Below are 15,922 nucleotides of genomic sequence, written 5' to 3'. Positions count from 1 at the left end.
ATGAGCGGATTCGAGCGAAGCGAGCCCGTGGCATGACCGCCCCCGCCGCCTACCAGGTGTCGCACCTCGACGCGCTGGAGGCCGAGAGCATCTTCGTGATGCGCGAGGTGGTCGCCGAGATGGAGCGGCCGGTGCTGCTCTTCTCGGGCGGCAAGGACTCGATCGTGATGCTCCGGCTGGCCCAGAAGGCGTTCGCCCCGGCCAACATCCCGTTCCCGGTCATGCACGTGGACACCGGGCACAACTTCCCCGAGGTCCTGGAGTACCGGGACCAGCGGGTCGCCGAGCTGGGGCTGCAACTGGTGGTGGCGAGCGTGCCGGAGGCGCTGGCCAGCGGGCTGGTGCGCGAGTCGGCCGACGGGATGCGCAACCGGATCCAGACGCCGGTGCTGCTGGACGCGGTGGAGAAGCACCGGTTCGACGCGCTCTTCGGCGGCGCCCGGCGCGACGAGGAGAAGGCCCGCGCCAAGGAGCGGGTGTTCAGCTTCCGCGACGAGTTCGGCCAGTGGGACCCGAAGAACCAGCGCCCGGAGCTGTGGTCGCTCTACAACGGCCGCCACCACCCGGGCGAGTCGATCCGGGTCTTCCCGTTGTCCAACTGGACCGAGCTGGACGTCTGGCACTACATCGCCCGCGAGCGCATCGCCCTGCCGTCGATCTACTACGCCCACGAGCGCGAGGTCGTCGAGCGCGACGGGATGCTCTACGCGGTCAACGAGTTCTTCCGTCCCCGGGCGGGCGAGGACCGGTTCAAGGCGCGGGTGCGCTACCGGACGGTGGGCGACGCGTCCTGCACGGCGGCGGTCCGTTCCGACGCCGACACGGTCGAGAAGGTCATCGAGGAGGTCGCCGCCACCCGGATCACCGAGCGCGGCGCGACCCGGGGCGACGACCGGGTCAGCGAGGCCGCCATGGAGGACCGCAAGCGGGAGGGCTACTTCTGATGACCACCGAGACCGTCGCGCCCGCGGCCACCGAGACGCCCGGCAGGCCGATGGACCTGCTGCGCTTCGCCACCGCCGGCAGCGTCGACGACGGCAAGTCGACCCTGATCGGCCGGCTGCTCTACGACACGAAGTCGCTCTTCACCGACCAGCTCGCCGCCGTCGAGGCGGTCAGCGCCGCCCGGGGCGACGAGTACACCAACCTGGCGCTGCTCACCGACGGCCTGCGGGCCGAGCGCGAGCAGGGCATCACCATCGACGTGGCGTACCGCTACTTCGCCACCCCCCGGCGGAAGTTCATCATCGCGGACACCCCGGGGCACATCCAGTACACCCGGAACATGGTCACCGGGGCCTCGACGGCCGACCTGGCGCTGATCCTGGTGGACGCCCGCAAGGGCCTGGTCGAGCAGTCCCGCCGGCACGCGTTCCTCTGCTCGCTGCTGCGGGTGCCGCACCTGGTCCTCTGCGTCAACAAGATGGACCTGGTCGACTGGTCGCAGGAGGTCTTCGAGCGGATCGCGGACGAGTTCACCGCGTTCGCCGCGAAGCTCGACGTGCCCGACCTGACGGTGGTGCCGATCTCGGCGCTGCGCGGCGACAACATCGTCTCCCGGTCGGAGAACATGCCCTGGTACGAGGGCCCGTCGCTGCTGCACCACCTGGAGCGGGTGCACATCGCCAGCGACCGCAACCTGGTCGACGTCCGGTTCCCGGTGCAGTACGTGATCCGCCCGCAGTCGACCACCGTCACCGACTACCGGGGCTACGCCGGCCAGGTCGCCTCCGGCGTGCTCAAGCCGGGCGACGAGGTGATGGTGCTGCCGTCCGGGTTCACCAGCCGGATCGCCGCCGTGGAGACCGCCGACGGGCCGGTCGCGGAGGCGTTCCCGCCCATGTCGGTGACCGTACGCCTGGAAGACGAGATCGACATCTCCCGGGGCGACATGATCTGCCGTCCGAACAACGCCCCGGCGGTGTCCCAGGACATCGAGGCGATGGTGTGCTGGATGGACGAGACCCGTCCGCTCCAGGTCGGCGGCAGGTACGCCGTCAAGCACACCACCCGCTCGGCGCGGGCGATCGTGCGCGGGCTGCACTACCGGCTGGACGTCAACTCGCTGCACCGCGACGAGTCCGCCGACGGGCTCGGGCTCAACGAGATCGGCCGGGTGCGGTTGCGGACCACCGTTCCGCTGCTCGCGGACGAGTACCGCCGCAACCGCACCACCGGCGGCTTCGTGATCATCGACGAGGCCACCAACCGCACGGTCGGCGCGGGGATGATCGTCGAGGCGCAGTGACCCCACGGTGGGCGGGTGACCGCCCACCGTGGTCAGTCCAGCCGGGTCGCGCCGGGGCCGGGCAGGACGGTGACGTGGCCGGGCGCGGCGAAGCCCCGCTCGGCGTACGCGGCCGTGACGGCGGCGGCGACCGCCTCGGCCCGCTCCGCGTCGACGAGGGCGAGGACGCAGCCGCCGAAGCCGCCGCCGGTCATCCGCGCACCGAGCGCCCCGGCGGCCAGGGCCGCCTCGACGGCCGTGTCGATCTCCGCGACGGTGATCTCGAAGTCGTCCCGCATCGAGGCGTGCGAGGCGGTCAGCAGCGGGCCGATCTCGCGTACCCGCCCGGCGCGTAGCAGCGCGACGGTGTCGAGCACCCGCTGGTTCTCGGTGACGACATGCCGTACCCGGCGGCGGGTCTCGTCCTCGTCGAGTCGGGCGAGGGCGTCGGCCAGCCCGTCGGCCGGGACGTCCCGCAGCGCCGCGACACCGAGCAGCCCGGCCGCCCGCTCGCAGGAGGCGCGGCGGGCGGCGTACTCGCCGTCGGCGTGCCGGTGCGGGGCCCGGCTGTCGACGACCAGCACGGCGAGGCCGGCGGCGTCCAGGTCGAAGGGGACCTGCTCGACGGACTCGTCGCGGCAGTCCAGGAAGAGCGCGTGCCCGGCGCGGCACCGGATCACCGCCGACTGGTCCATGATCCCGGTCGGCGCGCCCACGTAGTCGTTCTCCGCGCGCTGGGCCAGCCGGGGCCGCCGCTCGGCGGGCAGGTCCAGCCCGCCCAGGTCGACCAGGGCGGCCAGCACGGCGGCCTCCAGCGCGGCCGAGGAGGACAGCCCGGCGCCCAGCGGCACGTCGGAGGCGATCGCCAGGCGTGCGCCGGGCACCGCGTGCCCCGCCTCCCGCAGCGCCCAGACGACCCCCGCCACGTACGCGCCCCAGCCGTCGACCCGGCCGGGCCCGGAGACCTCGTCGGCGCCGAAGGTGACCGTCCCGCCGGTGAGCTCGGAGCAGACCGTCCAGGTGTCGCCGGGCTGCGGGGCGGCTGCCACCACCGTGCGCAGCGGCAGGGCGAAGGGGAGCACGAAGCCGTCGTTGTAGTCGGTGTGCTCGCCGATCAGGTTCGCCCGCCCGGGAGCCGCCCAGCGGCCGGCGGGCGGCTCGCCGTACGCCGAACGGAAGCCGGCGGTGGCGCGGGTCGCGACGTCGTCGGTCACCGCGTCCCCACGACGTGCGTGCGGTAGAAGGCCCAGGCGTCGGCGACGATGTCGGGCAGGGTCGGCTTCTGCGGCACCCAGCCCAGCTCCTCGCGGGCGAGCGCGGACGACGCGACCAGCTCGGCGGGGTCGCCCTCGCGGCGCGGCGCCACCTCGACCGGCACGGGGTGCCCGGTGACCTCGCGGACCACGTCGACCACCTGCCGGTTGGTGAAGCCGTTGCCGTTGCCCAGGTTGTAGATCCTGTGCTGGCCGGCGGTCGCGGCGCCGAGCGCCAGCAGGTGGGCGCGGGCCAGGTCGGCGACGTGGATGTAGTCGCGCACGCAGGTGCCGTCGACGGTCGGGTAGTCGTCGCCGAAGAGCTGGAGCTTCTCCCGCCGGCCGGCGGCCACCTCCAGCGCGATCGGGATCAGGTGGGTCTCGGGGTCGTGCCGCTCGCCGAGCGCGACGTCGCCGTCGAGGTACGCCCCGGCGACGTTGAAGTAGCGCAGCGAGACGGCGGCCAGGCCGTGCCCGATCGCCTCGGAGGTGAGGGCCATGTCGACGGCGAGCTTGGTGGCGCCGTACGTGTTGGTGGGGGCCTTGACCGCGCTCTCCGGGATCGGCAGCTCGGTGGGGTTGCCGTAGACGGCGGCGGTGGAGGAGAAGACCAGGCGGGGCACGCCGGCGGCCCGGACGGCGTCGATCAGGGCGATCGAGCCGACCGTGTTGGCGTGCCAGTAGAGCTCGGGCCTGATCATCGACTCGCCGGCGGCGATCAGCGCGGCGAAGTGCAGCACCCCGTCGAAGCCCGCGCCGGGGGTGAGCACCCGCGCGGCGTCGTGGACCGACGCGTCGACGTACGTCGCGTCGGGGGCGAGCGCCTCCCGGTGGCCGGTGCGCAGGTCGTCGAGCACCACCACCTCGTGGCCGGCGTCGAGCAGCATCCGGGTCACCACGCTGCCGATGAAGCCGGCGCCGCCGGTGACGAGCAGTTTCACGTCGGTCTCCTCCTGCCTGGCCGCCCGGTCGCGGCCCGTCTCGTGATCACCCTACGGCCGGTCGCCCGTGGACCGCCCTCCGTCGGCGACCTTGCCATTCCATCATGATTGCCCAACTTCGAACAGACCCGAACATAGACAGCCTGCCGGCCCAGTGCTGTCTACCATCACTGTCATGCGGGAAGCGGGTGCTCCCGGGCCGCGGCGACGCGCCCGGAGCCGGTCACGCCGCGAGCCGGGACCGCTGCCCCGGGCCGTCGCCCGGATGGTGGTGCGCGCCGCGGACGCCGCCACCCGGGCGGTCACGGCGCTGCTCGGCGCCAGCCCGGCGGCCGGCCGGGAGCGGATCAGCGAGGCGGAGCTGCGCGACCTGGTCGCCGCCAACACCCTGCTCGACCCGGTCGAGCGCCGGATCATCGACGAGGTGCTGGTCGCGGGCGCGAGCCTGGTCCGCGAGGTGATGATGCCGCGCACCGAGGTCGTCTTCCTCTCCGCCCGGCTCACCATCGCCGAGGCGGAGCGGCTGGTCCGGGCCGAGACGCACACCCGCTACCCGGTGGTCGACGGCACCCACGACGACGTGGTCGGCTTCGTGCACCTGCGCGACGTGCTGCTCCACCCCGACCTCGACCCCCGGACCACCGTCGGCGAGCTGACCCGGGAGGTGAAGCGGCTGCCCGGCAGCAAACGGGTGCTCGCCGCGCTCAGCGAGATGCGGCGGGAACGCCACCACCTCGCCGTGGTGGTCGACGAGTACGGCGGCACCGCCGGCATCGTCACCCTGGAGGACCTCATCGAGGAGCTGATCGGGGAGATCCACGACGAGTACGACACCGCCCCCGACCCGGTGCACGCGGGCCTGCCCGCCGTGGTGGACGGCCGGCTCAACCTCGCCGACTTCGCCGAGCACACCGGCGTGAGCCTGCCGCCCGGCCCGTACGAGACGGTCGGCGGCTTCGTGATGGCCGCGCTGGGCCGGCTCCCCGTCGCCGGCGACGAGGTGCCGGTGACCGCCGGCCCGGCCGGCGACGGCCGCGCGGAACCCGACGACCCGTCCGGCGGATGGCTGCTGCGGGTGCTCACGCTGGAGGGGCGACGGGTGGCCCGGCTCACGGTCACCGCCGGGCGCCTGCCGGAGCCACGGCGCGAGGTCGCCGCCCCGACACCGACGGGGCGGAGCCGACCCGCCGGCCCGTCATGACGCGCACCGGGTCTTGCTGACAGAATTGCCGCCATGTCCGACGTACCCGCCCGCCCCCGCGTCTTCTCCGGCATCCAGCCGACGGCCGACTCGTTCCACCTCGGCAACTACCTGGGCGCCGTGCGGCACTGGGTGGCGTTGCAGGACACCCACGACGCCTACTACTGCGTGGTCGACCTGCACGCGATCACCGCGGGGCACGACCCGAAGACGCTCATGCAGCGTTCCCGGATGGCGGCCGCCCAGCTCTTCGCCGTCGGCCTCGACGCGGAGCGCAGCACGCTCTTCGTGCAGTCGCAGGTGCCCGAGCACTCGCAGCTGGCCTGGGTGCTGGGCTGCATCACCGGGTTCGGCGAGGCGAGCCGGATGACGCAGTTCAAGGACAAGTCGCAGAAGCAGGGCGGCGAGCGGGCGAGCGTCGGCCTGTTCACCTACCCCGTCCTGCAGGCCGCCGACATCCTGCTCTACCAGGCCGACGCCGTGCCGGTGGGCGAGGACCAGCGCCAGCACCTGGAGCTCTCCCGCGACCTGGCCCAGCGGTTCAACTCGCTGTTCGGGCCGACCCTCACCGTGCCCGCGCCGCACATCGTCAAGGACACCGCGAAGATCACCGACCTCCAGGACCCGACGGCGAAGATGTCGAAGTCGTCCTCGTCGCCGGCCGGCATCGTCAACCTGTTGGAGGACCCGGCCCGTTCGGCCAAGAAAGTCCGTTCCGCGGTCACGGACACGGGGCGGGAGATCGTCTTCGACACCGAGACCAAGCCCGGCATCTCCAACCTGCTGACCATCTACTCGGCCCTCAGCGGGCGCAGCGTCGACGACCTGGTCGCCGCGTACGCCGGCAAGGGCTACGGCGACCTGAAGAAGGACCTCGGCGAGGTGGTGCGGGAGTTCGTCGGCCCGATCCAGGAGCGCACCCGGACCTACCTCGACGACCCGGCGCAGCTGGACAAGCTGCTCGCCGCCGGTGCCGAGAAGGCCCGCGCGTCCGCCGCCGCGACGCTGCGCACCGTGTACGAGCGGGTGGGCTTCTTCCCGCCGGTGCGCGGCGAGTAGCGCCCCGGCGCGACGGGTGAGGGCGGACGGGTCGGTGGCCGGAGGGATGACGCACAGCGTGGATCGCAGGGACGGGGCGCCGGACGCCGGTGACACCATCGAGATCGGCATCGCGGTCGACATCCCGGAGCCGTGGGGCGGCATGCTCACCCGGCGGCGCGTCGAGGCCGGGGACCCGCGGGTCGTGCCCGCGCACGTGACCCTGCTCGGGCCGACCGAGATCCCGGTGGCGACGCTGCCGGCGGTGGAACGGCACCTCGGCGCGGTCGCCGCCGCCCACCTGCCGTTCACCCTGCACCTGCGGGGCACCGGCACGTTCCGGCCGGTGACCCAGGTCGTCTTCGTGGCCGTGGCCGCCGGGATCAGCGAGTGCGAGCTGCTCGCCGCCGCGATCAGGGCCGCTCCCGAGCTGCACCGCGAGACGCGCTTCCCGTACCACCCGCACGTCACGGTCGCGCAGGACGTCGCGCCGGAGGCGCTGGACCGGGCGTACGAGGACCTGGCCGACTTCTCGGCCATGTTCGAGGTCGAGGCGTTCACCCTCTTCTCGCACAGCGGGCAGACCCGGTGGCAGCCGCGCCGGGACTTCCGGCTGGGCGGCTGAGCGGTCGCCCGGGTGCGCCACGAGCGCCACGGCGGCCACCGCGCCGACGCCGGCCCACGCCGTACGACCGACGCCGACCCGCGCCGCGTGACCGCCGCCCGCTGCGGGCCGGCGGCCGGTTGCCGGCGCGGGGGCGGGAGATCGGCGAGGATGACGGCGTGAACGTGCTGGGCCGCATCGAGGCGGGCATCGACCGCCGGATCAGCGCCGCGCGCCGCCGGTGGGGCGCCGCCGACCACCTGTGGCGGGCCGGCGTGCTCTACACCGACGTGCTGGGCGGGCGGCTGGCCGCCGCGATCGCCTACTACGGCTTCTTCGCGGTCTTCGCGCTGGCGCTGGTCGGGTACTCGATCTTCGGGGCCATCCTGGAGGACAACGACGAGGTCAGCGCCGCCGCCGCGGACTTCCTGCGGGAGAACCTGCCGTTCCTCGACCCCGTGCAGATCGCCGACAGCAGCGGCACGGTCGGGGTGGTCGGCCTGATCATCCTGGCGTTCACCGGGATCGGCTGGGTGGAGGCGATCCGCTCCTCCCAGCGGCTCATGTACGGGCTCAACCAGCAGCCGGGCAACCTGGTGGTCCGCCGCCTGGTCGACCTGGGCGTGCTGGTGGTCATCTTCGTGCTGCTCGGCGTCTCGGTGGCGGCGGTGGACGCGCTGGAGTCGCTGCTGCGCTTCCTGCTGCGCAGCACCGGCTCGATCGGCCTGACCACGGTCAGCGCGGTGCTCAGCGTGCTGGTCAACGCGGTGCTGGCCACCCTGCTGCTGGTGGCGGTGCCGAGGCTGCGGATGACCCGGTCCCGGCTGCGCCCCGTGGTGCTGCTGGTCGCGGTCGGCATCACGCTGCTGAACACCGTCGGTCGCTTCTACGTGGTGCGCACCGAGCGGAACCCGGCGTACACGGTGGTGGCGGGCGCCGTGGGCCTGCTGCTCTACCTCTACCTACTCAACCAGCTGGTGCTCTTCGGCGCGGCGCTGGCCGCGACCAGCCCGCGCGGTCGGGTGGTGGACCTGGCGGAGGGCCCGGCGCCGGCCGACCTGGACGTGGACACGGATCCCGGCACCCCGGGCGGGGGCGGATGAGCGGGGGAGCGGGCGTGCGGATCTCGGTCGACCAGGACTCGGCGGTGCCACCGTACGAGCAGGTGCGCGGGCAGCTCGCGGAGCTGATCGGGACGGGCCGGTTGGCGGTGGGCACCCGGCTGCCCACCGTCCGGCGGTTCGCGGTCGACCTCGGGCTGGCGGTCAACACCGTGGCCCGGGCCTACCGGGAGTTGGAGGCGGCCGGTCTGCTGGAGACCCGTGGCCGGCACGGCACCTTCGTCGCACCCGGGCGCGATGACGCGACGGACCGGTTGCAGCGGGTCGCGGCCGACTACGCCGCCGAGGCCGCCCGGTTGGGCGTGCCGCCCGCGGCGGCGCTGGCCCTGGTCCGCGCGGCGTTGGACGCGACGCGCCCGGGCTGACGCCGCGCCGCGGCATCCGACAGCCACGGCGGCGGTGAATAGGGGCGAATGCCTCCCGGTGCCGTGGCGTGACGGACCATGATGGGCGCGTGGGCGCACTCGTGACACTGGACCTGCCGGACGACTCGCCGATGCTCGGCCTGCCGTGGATCATCACCTTCGGCCCGCTCGGCGACGCCGACGAGTGGGAGCCGGTGGTCTGCGGCCCCTACGAGCGGCCGCACGCCCTTGCGCTGGCCGAGACGATCGTCGCCGAGGAGCAGCTGATGGCGGTGGTCGAGCCGCTGCTGCCCGCGGTCTCGGCCGAGGAGATCCGGGGCGAGATCGCCGCGGCGCAGGTCGCCGCCGAGGACGAGGCGGCGCAGCTCGACCAGGCCGACCTCTACGGCGACTTCGAGGACACCATCGACGAGGAACTGGAGGCGGCGGCCGAGGAGGCCGACCGGGCGGAGCCGCTGGCGCCGCCCACCGAGGCCGAGCTGCGGGCGGCCTTCGGTCGCATCGCCACCAAGCTCACCGGCGGCGCCTGAGCCGGTCCGGGCCGCCCGGGGCGGCCCGGGTCAGCGGCGGTGGGGCGAGCGGTGCAGCACGCAGAACTCGTTGCCCTCGGGGTCGGCCAGCACCGTGAACCCCTCGTCGCCGCGCTGTCCCACGTCCGTGGGCCGGGCGCCGAGCCCGATCAACCGGCTCACCTCGTCCGCCGGATCGCCGTCGGCGACCACGTCCAGGTGCAGCCGGTTCTTCCCGTGCTTGGCCGTGCCGGAGCCCTGCAACCAGACGGTGGGAGCGCCGACCCGGTCGGCCGGGGGATAGAGCTTCGCGCTGCCGTCGCCGCCGGCGTCGACGGCGTAGCCGAGCGCCGCCGCCCAGAAGCCGGCCATCAGGTCGAGATCGACGACGTCGAGGGTGTACTGCGCGACGCGAACCACCATGGGCCCGTCGTACCCGCAGGGGCCGGAGGCGACACGTGACCCGATGGACGCCGGCGCCGCCGGGGCGTACTCCGGTGACGCCGGCGCCACCTCACCCCCCACCACAAGGGGTCGGTAGCCCAGTCGCCCGTCGGCGCGGGGCACAACGAACGACCAGGTCGATGACGGGTTACCCGCTCAGCGCCGTTCGAACCAGGCCGCCGCGTCGACTCCGAGCAGATGGCCGGAGCCCTGCCCGGTGAGCGGCTCGCTGGCGGCGATCGGCGCGCCGTACCCGTCGATCAGGGCCGGCGCACCGCTGATGTTGACCACGCAGGTCAGCACGGTGTCGCCGGCGGTGCGGCTGAAGGCGAGCACGCCCGGCCCGGCCTCCAGCCAGGTGACCCCGCCCGCGTCGGCGGCCAGCGCCGGGTGTTCCCGGCGGATCCGCAGCGCGGTGCGGTAGAGCTCCAGCGTCGAGCCGGGCACGCCGGCCTGGGCGGCGACCGAGAGGCCACGCCAGGTCGCGGGGACCGGCAGCCAGCTCAGCTCGCTGCCCTGCGGCCCGAAGCCGTACGGGGCCAGCTCGCCGCTCCACGGGATCGGTACGCGGCAACCGTCCCGGCTCTGGCCCGTGCGCAGGAACGCCGGGTCCTGGCGCAATTCGTCCGGCAGGTCGAGCACCTCCGGCAGGCCCAGTTCCTCGCCCTGGTAGATGTAGGCGCAGCCGGGCAGGGCGAGCATCAGCAGGGTGGCGGCCCGCGCCCGGCGCAGCCCCTCGGCGCCGTCGCCGTAGCGGGTGACGTGCCGCTGCTTGTCGTGGTTGGACAGCACCCAGGTGGTGGGCGCGCCGACGATGGTCGACTCGGCGAGCGCGGTGTCGATGACCTTGCGGAACGAGTCGGCCGACCAGGTCGCGTCGAGGAAGTCGAAGCTGAACGCCTGGTGCAGCTCGTCCGGGCCGATGTAGCGGGCGAGGCGCTGCGGGGTCTCGGCCCACGCCTCGGCGACCGCCATCCGGCCGCCCGGGTAGCTGTCCAGGATCGGCCGCCAGGCGCGGTAGATGTCGTGCACCTCGTCCTGGTCGAAGTAGGGGAGCCGGCCCTTGCCGAGCAGCTCCGCCTGGCGCTGGCCGGTGGTCATCGAGCTGAACCCGACGTCCGGCAGCCCCTCGGCCTTGATCATGCCGTGCGCCACGTCGATCCGGAAGCCGTCCACGCCCCGGTCGAGCCAGAAGCGCAGGACGCCCTCGAACTCGGCGCGTACCTCCCGGTGGCGCCAGTTCAGGTCCGGCTGGGCCGGGTCGAACAGGTGCAGGTACCACTGGCCGTCGTCGATCCGCGTCCAGGCGGGGCCGCCGAAGATGCTCTCCCAGTCGTTCGGGGGCAGCTCGCCGTGCTCGCCGGTGCCCTCGGCGAAGAGGTAGCGCGCGCGCTCGGGGGAGCCGGGGCCGGCGGCCAGCGCCGCCTGGAACCACGGGTGCGCGCTGGAGGTGTGGTTGGGCACCAGGTCGACGATGATCCGCAGGCCGAGGGCGTGCGCGTCGGTGATCATCGCGTCGAAGTCGGTGAGGGTGCCGAACATCGGGTCGACGTCGCGGTAGTCGGCGACATCGTACCCGCCGTCGATCATCGGCGAGGTGTAGAAGGGGGTCAGCCAGAGCGCGTCCACCCCGAGGTCGCGCAGGTACGGCAGGCGCTCACGGACGCCCTGGAGGTCGCCGATGCCGTCGCCGTTGGAGTCGGCGAAGCTGCGTACGTAGACCTGGTAGACGACCGCGGAGCGCCACCAGTCGTCGTCGGAGGTCAGCGGCGTGGGGTTGCTGACGGTCATCGGTGGCGTTCCCCGTTCTGTGGCGCGGGACGGCGGCACCCGGCGCGGTGCGGGTGCGGGGGCGGTGTCTGAGCAGAATGCCGCCCGTGACTGCAAGAGTCAAGCATTCCTTGCGCAAGAAATGGCAATGATCACGCCGCGCCTCCGACGGCTCACGGCCGGTGAGCCCTTTCCGGGGCCCGCGGCGCGGTCGGAGCGGGCCGGGCGGGCAGACGGGAGGCCGGACGGGAGCCGGGGCGGTCAGGCCGGTACGGCGAGGGCGGGCGGGGCCGGGCGCTGCCGCGTCGCGCCGCCCGGGGCCGGCCGCGCGGCGTCGGTGGGGGCGACCGCGGTGGAGCCGCGCACCACCAGTTCCGGGCGGAACACGTACTCCGAGTGCGGGGCGGCGTGCCCGTTGATCTCGTCGACCAGGGCCCGGACGGCGGCGACGGCCATCGCGGCCACCGGCTGCCGCATGGTGGTCAGCGGCGGGTCGGTGAAGGCCATCAGCGGGGAGTCGTCGTAGCCGACCACCGACAGCTCGCCGGGGACCGACATGCCACGCTGCCGGGCGGCCCGGATCGCGCCGAGCGCCATCAGGTCGGAGCCGCAGACGATGCCGGTGACGCCGCGCTCCAGCAGCCGGGCGGCGGCGGCCTCGCCACCCTCCACACCGAACAGGGAGAGCTCGGCCAGTTCGTCGAGGCCGGCCTCGTCGACGCCGACCAGCCGGCCCATCGCGGCCCGGAAGCCGGCCACCCGGCGCTGCACGGGCACGAACCGGTCCGGGCCGGTGATCAGGCCGATCCGGCGGTGCCCGAGCGCCACCAGGTGGGCCACGGCCAGCTCGGTGGCCTCGCCGTCGTCGCAGGAGACGAAGGGCGCGGGGATGCCGGGGGCGTACCCGTTGATCATCACGACGGGCAGCGGGCGGGCGATCAGGGCCCGGTAGCGGTCGTGGTTGGCGGCGGTGTCGGCGTGCAGGCCGGAGACGAAGACTATTCCGGAGACCTGCCGGTCCAGCAGCATCTCGACGTACTCGTCCTCGGTGACCCCGCCGGCGGTCTGGGTGCACAGCACGGGGGTGAAGCCGCTCTGCGCCAGGGTCGACTCGATCACCTGGGCGAAGGCGGGGAAGATCGGGTTGTCGAGCTCGGGGACCACCAGACCCACGAGGCCGGCGCTGCGCTTGCGCAGCCGGGCCGGGCGCTCGTAACCGAGCACATCGAGGGCGGTCAGTACGGCTTGCCGGGTTTCGGGGGCCACTCCCGGGCGGTCGTTGAGCACCCGCGACACCGTGGCCTCGCTGACTTCGGCCTGATGGGCGATGTCGGACAGTCGAGCGCGCATGGGCGCACTTTAGCTCACTGGCAAGTTCTTGCGTACACTTCTGCAAGCCCTTCCATTCTCTGCAACCTCTTGCTAACGTCCCCGCAACACGCGAGAGCAGCGGCGCAGCACGCCGAGCGCCGGTTGGCAAGAAACTTACAGAGCTTCCACTGGCGGGACCGCCCTTCCCCCGGCGTGCCGCCATGACGACAGGAGTACCGATGCGCATCCGTACCGCGGGTGTGGTCGCCGTCCTCGGCCTGGCGCTCGCCGCGTCGGGCTGCGGCAGCGACAGCAGCGACGAGCCGGCCGCGAAGGAATCCACCAAGGCCGCCGCCGGCGGCAAGCTGGTGATCTGGGCCGACGACAAGCGCACCGCCGCCCTCAAGCCGTTTGCCGAGAAGTTCGGTCAGGAGAACGGCGTCACGGTCGAGGTCCAGGCCGTCTCCAAGGACCTCCAGACCAACTTCGTCACCGCCTCGCAGCAGGGCAGCGGCCCGGACGTCGTGGTCGGCGCGCACGACTGGATCGGCAACCTCGTCCAGAACGGCGCCATCGACCCGGTGCAGCTCGCCGCCGAGCAGAAGAGCGGGTTCAACGAGACCGCCGTCAAGGCCGTGACGTTCAACGGCCAGCTCTACGGCGTGCCCTACGCCATGGAGAACCTGGCGCTGATCCGCAACACCGAGCTGGCCCCCGAGGCGCCGAAGACCATCGAGGACCTGGTCGCCGCCGGCAAGAAGCTCAAGGCCGAGAAGAAGGCCAGCGAGATCCTCTGCCTCCAGTCCGGCCAGAACGGCGACGCCTACCACATCTACCCGCTCTACACCTCCGGTGGCGGGTACCTCTTCGGCACGGGCGCCAACGGCGACTACGACCCGAAGGACCTGGGCGTGGGCAAGCCGGAGTCGATCGAGGCGTTCAAGAAGATCGCCAAGCTCGGTGAGAAGGGCGACGGCGCGCTCAAGCGCTCGATCACCGGCGAGAACTCGATCGCCACGTTCACCGGCAAGAAGTGCGCCTACCTGGTCTCCGGCCCGTGGGCCATCGCGGACGCCAAGAAGGCCAACATCAAGTACGACATCTCCCCGGTCCCCGGCTTCGCCGGTGGCAAGGAGGCCCAGCCGTTCGTGGGCGTCCAGGCGTTCTACGTGGCCGCCAAGGGCAAGAACAAGGCCCTGGCCCAGGAGTTCGTCGCCAACCACGTCACCACCCCCGAGCTGGCCGTGGCGCTCTACAACGCCGAGCCCCGCCCGCCGGCGCTGACCGCCGCCCTCGACCAGGTCAAGGGCACCGACCCGGACCTGGCCAAGTTCCAGGAGGCCGGCAAGAACGGCCAGGTGCTCCCGGCGATCCCGGCCATGGCCACCATCTGGGACCCGTTCGGCAAGGCCGAGGCCGCCATCATCGGCGGCGCCGACCCGGCCAAGACGATCACCGCAGCCGGCAAGACCATCTCCGGCCAGATCAAGTAATGAGCACGTCGCTGTCCGGCCCGGGGGCTGCCACGCAGCCCCCGGGCCGGGAGCCCGTCGGTCCCGGGCTCCCGGGCAAGTCCCGCACCGCGCGGCACCACGCGCCGATCACCGTGACGGGCCTGCTCGTCAAGGTGCTCCTGCTCGGCCTGACCGCCGGGATCGCGATCTGGGCGGCCTTCCCGCTCGTCGAGGCGGAGAAGTGGGCCGGGCTGGCGCTGCTGGCCGCCACCACCGCCGGGCTCTTCTACCTCTACCTGACCCGCCGGCACATCCCGGCGAAGTACCTGGTCCCCGGCACGCTCTTCCTGATCGCGTTCCAGATCGTCCCGGTGCTGTACACGGCGAGCACCGCCTTCACGAACTTCGGCGACGGCCACCGCGGCACCAAGGAAGACGCCGTCGTCGCCATCCAGACCGCCTCGGTCAAGCAGGTGCCCGGCTCCACCGAGTACGCCCTCTCCGTCGCCACCGAGGGCGACCCGGCGACCGGCCCGCTCGTCTTCCTGGTCAGCGACCCGGGCACCGGCACCGTCTCGGCCGGCGACGCCGGCGGGCTGCGCCAGCTCGACCCGGCCGACGTCACCGTGGCCCCGGGCGGCAAGGTCACCGCCGCCGACGGCTACACGGTGCTCAACTTCGGCCAGGCCAGCGCGCGCAGCCAGGAGATCACCGACCTGGTCGTGCCGACGTCCGGGGGCGCGCTGCGCTCCGCCGGCCTGTCCCGCGCCTACGAGGGCAAGGCGATCCGGGCGTACGACGCCGGCTGCGACTGCATCAAGGACATCGAGAGCGGCAGGACCTGGACGGCGGACGAGGAGACCGGCGCCTTCGTGGCCGCCGACGGCGAGCGGCTGGCCCAGGGCTGGAAGGTCACCGTCGGGCTGGAGAACTTCTCCCGGGTGCTCACCGACCCGGCCATCTCCGGGCCGTTCTTCGGCACGCTGCTGTGGAACTTCGCCTTCGCCATCGGCTCCACCGGCGGCACGTTCATCCTGGGCATGTTCATCGCCCTGGCCCTGCACTCGCCCCGGATGCGGGGCACCAACTTCTACCGCATTCTGCTGATCCTGCCGTACGCCATGCCGTCCTTCGCGATGCTGCTGGTCTGGCGGGACATGTTCAACACCGACTTCGGCCTGATCAACAACCTGTTCGGGATCGGGGTGGACTGGTTCGGCCAGGAGTGGTCGGCCCGGATAGCGGTGATCCTGGTGCAGCTCTGGCTGGGCTACCCGTACATGTTCCTGGTCGCCACGGGCGCGCTCCAGGCCATCCCGAAGGAGCTGACCGAGGCGTCGTCGGTCGACGGCGCGTCGCCGTGGCAGTCGTTCCGGTCGGTCACCCTGCCGCTGCTGCTGGTCGCGCTCTCCCCGCTGCTGATCGCGTCGTTCGCGTACAACTTCAACAACTTCAACGCGATCTACCTGACCACCGAGGGCGGTCCCTTCCCGGCGGACAACCCGACCGCGGGGGCGACGGACCTGCTGATCACGTACACGTACCGGCTGGCCTTCGGCGCGCAGGGCGCCCAGTTCGGCCTGGCGGCCGCAGTGTCGATCTTCATCTTCACCATCGTCGCGGTGGTGTCGGCGGTGAGCTTCCGGCGCACCCGTAAGCAGGAGGAGGTGTACTCGTGACCTCG

The 15,922-nt window shown here is 72.9% G+C and carries 15 protein-coding genes; 10 read left to right on the top strand and 5 right to left on the bottom strand.

The window, feature by feature from the left end; all coding sequences use genetic code 11:
- The first annotated feature begins 32 nt into the window (after positions 1–32).
- Positions 33–944 carry a sulfate adenylyltransferase subunit CysD gene (cysD, locus tag ACFHW0_RS10375; RefSeq protein WP_416607063.1) on the top strand — a complete coding sequence of 304 codons (912 nt, stop codon included), beginning with the start codon at positions 33–35 and terminating at the stop codon, positions 942–944.
- Positions 944–2,248, top strand: a complete 1,305-nt coding sequence (locus ACFHW0_RS10370) for a sulfate adenylyltransferase subunit 1 (RefSeq protein WP_121396685.1) — start codon at positions 944–946, stop codon at positions 2,246–2,248. The genes cysD and ACFHW0_RS10370 overlap by 1 nt, the downstream gene beginning before the upstream one ends.
- Before the next feature lie 32 nt (positions 2,249–2,280).
- Here the strand turns inward: ACFHW0_RS10370 and galK are convergent, their stop codons facing one another.
- Entirely contained in the window at positions 2,281–3,441 is a 1,161-nt protein-coding gene (gene galK / locus ACFHW0_RS10365; protein ID WP_416607062.1) for a galactokinase, read from the bottom strand.
- A complete protein-coding gene (gene galE, locus ACFHW0_RS10360) occupies positions 3,438–4,421 on the bottom strand; it encodes a UDP-glucose 4-epimerase GalE (RefSeq protein ID WP_416607061.1) in 984 nt (327 codons plus the stop codon). The genes galK and galE overlap by 4 nt, the downstream gene beginning before the upstream one ends.
- 265 nt (positions 4,422–4,686) lie before the next feature.
- On the opposite strand from galE, the gene ACFHW0_RS10355 reads away from it, so the two are divergent.
- The 6 genes from ACFHW0_RS10355 to ACFHW0_RS10330 all read left to right on the top strand — a co-directional run bounded on the left by ACFHW0_RS10355 (position 4,687) and on the right by ACFHW0_RS10330 (position 9,280).
- Positions 4,687–5,622 (top strand): hemolysin family protein, encoded by a 936-nt coding sequence (locus ACFHW0_RS10355; protein WP_416607307.1) that lies wholly within the window; start codon positions 4,687–4,689, stop codon positions 5,620–5,622.
- Positions 5,623–5,655: 33 nt separating this feature from the next.
- On the top strand, positions 5,656–6,681 hold the full coding sequence (trpS, locus tag ACFHW0_RS10350) for a tryptophan--tRNA ligase (protein WP_416607060.1): 1,026 nt from the start codon (positions 5,656–5,658) through the stop codon (positions 6,679–6,681).
- A gap of 46 nt (positions 6,682–6,727) precedes the next feature.
- A complete protein-coding gene (locus tag ACFHW0_RS10345; protein ID WP_416607059.1) occupies positions 6,728–7,285 on the top strand; it encodes a 2'-5' RNA ligase family protein in 558 nt (185 codons plus the stop codon).
- A 158-nt stretch (positions 7,286–7,443) separates the two neighbouring features.
- Positions 7,444–8,367 carry a YihY/virulence factor BrkB family protein gene (locus ACFHW0_RS10340; RefSeq protein ID WP_416607058.1) on the top strand — a complete coding sequence of 308 codons (924 nt, stop codon included), beginning with the start codon at positions 7,444–7,446 and terminating at the stop codon, positions 8,365–8,367.
- Positions 8,368–8,381: 14 nt separating this feature from the next.
- On the top strand, positions 8,382–8,750 hold the full coding sequence (locus ACFHW0_RS10335) for a GntR family transcriptional regulator (RefSeq protein ID WP_416607057.1): 369 nt from the start codon (positions 8,382–8,384) through the stop codon (positions 8,748–8,750).
- An 89-nt stretch (positions 8,751–8,839) separates the two neighbouring features.
- Positions 8,840–9,280: a hypothetical protein gene (locus tag ACFHW0_RS10330; RefSeq protein ID WP_416607056.1), complete on the top strand. Its 441-nt coding sequence runs from the start codon at positions 8,840–8,842 to the stop codon at positions 9,278–9,280.
- A gap of 30 nt (positions 9,281–9,310) precedes the next feature.
- Here ACFHW0_RS10330 and ACFHW0_RS10325 read toward each other — a convergent pair whose 3' ends face one another.
- The 3 genes from ACFHW0_RS10325 to ACFHW0_RS10315 all read right to left on the bottom strand — a co-directional run bounded on the left by ACFHW0_RS10325 (position 9,311) and on the right by ACFHW0_RS10315 (position 12,823).
- On the bottom strand, positions 9,311–9,682 hold the full coding sequence (locus ACFHW0_RS10325) for a VOC family protein (protein WP_416607055.1): 372 nt from the start codon (positions 9,680–9,682) through the stop codon (positions 9,311–9,313).
- A 177-nt stretch (positions 9,683–9,859) separates the two neighbouring features.
- Positions 9,860–11,494 carry a glycoside hydrolase family 13 protein gene (locus tag ACFHW0_RS10320; RefSeq protein WP_416607054.1) on the bottom strand — a complete coding sequence of 545 codons (1,635 nt, stop codon included), beginning with the start codon at positions 11,492–11,494 and terminating at the stop codon, positions 9,860–9,862.
- A 240-nt stretch (positions 11,495–11,734) separates the two neighbouring features.
- A complete protein-coding gene (locus tag ACFHW0_RS10315) occupies positions 11,735–12,823 on the bottom strand; it encodes a LacI family DNA-binding transcriptional regulator (protein WP_416607053.1) in 1,089 nt (362 codons plus the stop codon).
- A gap of 200 nt (positions 12,824–13,023) precedes the next feature.
- On the opposite strand from ACFHW0_RS10315, the gene ACFHW0_RS10310 reads away from it, so the two are divergent.
- Positions 13,024–14,277 (top strand): sugar ABC transporter substrate-binding protein, encoded by a 1,254-nt coding sequence (locus tag ACFHW0_RS10310; protein ID WP_121396674.1) that lies wholly within the window; start codon positions 13,024–13,026, stop codon positions 14,275–14,277.
- Positions 14,277–15,917 carry an ABC transporter permease subunit gene (locus tag ACFHW0_RS10305; RefSeq protein ID WP_416607052.1) on the top strand — a complete coding sequence of 547 codons (1,641 nt, stop codon included), beginning with the start codon at positions 14,277–14,279 and terminating at the stop codon, positions 15,915–15,917. Before ACFHW0_RS10310 ends, ACFHW0_RS10305 begins: the two co-directional genes overlap by 1 nt.
- The last annotated feature ends 5 nt before the right edge of the window (positions 15,918–15,922 follow it).

Origin of the sequence: Micromonospora sp. LOL_025 (assembly GCF_048060285.1) — a bacterium.
Lineage (GTDB): Bacteria > Actinomycetota > Actinomycetes > Mycobacteriales > Micromonosporaceae > Micromonospora.
The sequence above is the reverse complement of the archived record's forward strand: the minus strand, read 5'-3'. Positions and strand labels throughout refer to the sequence as shown.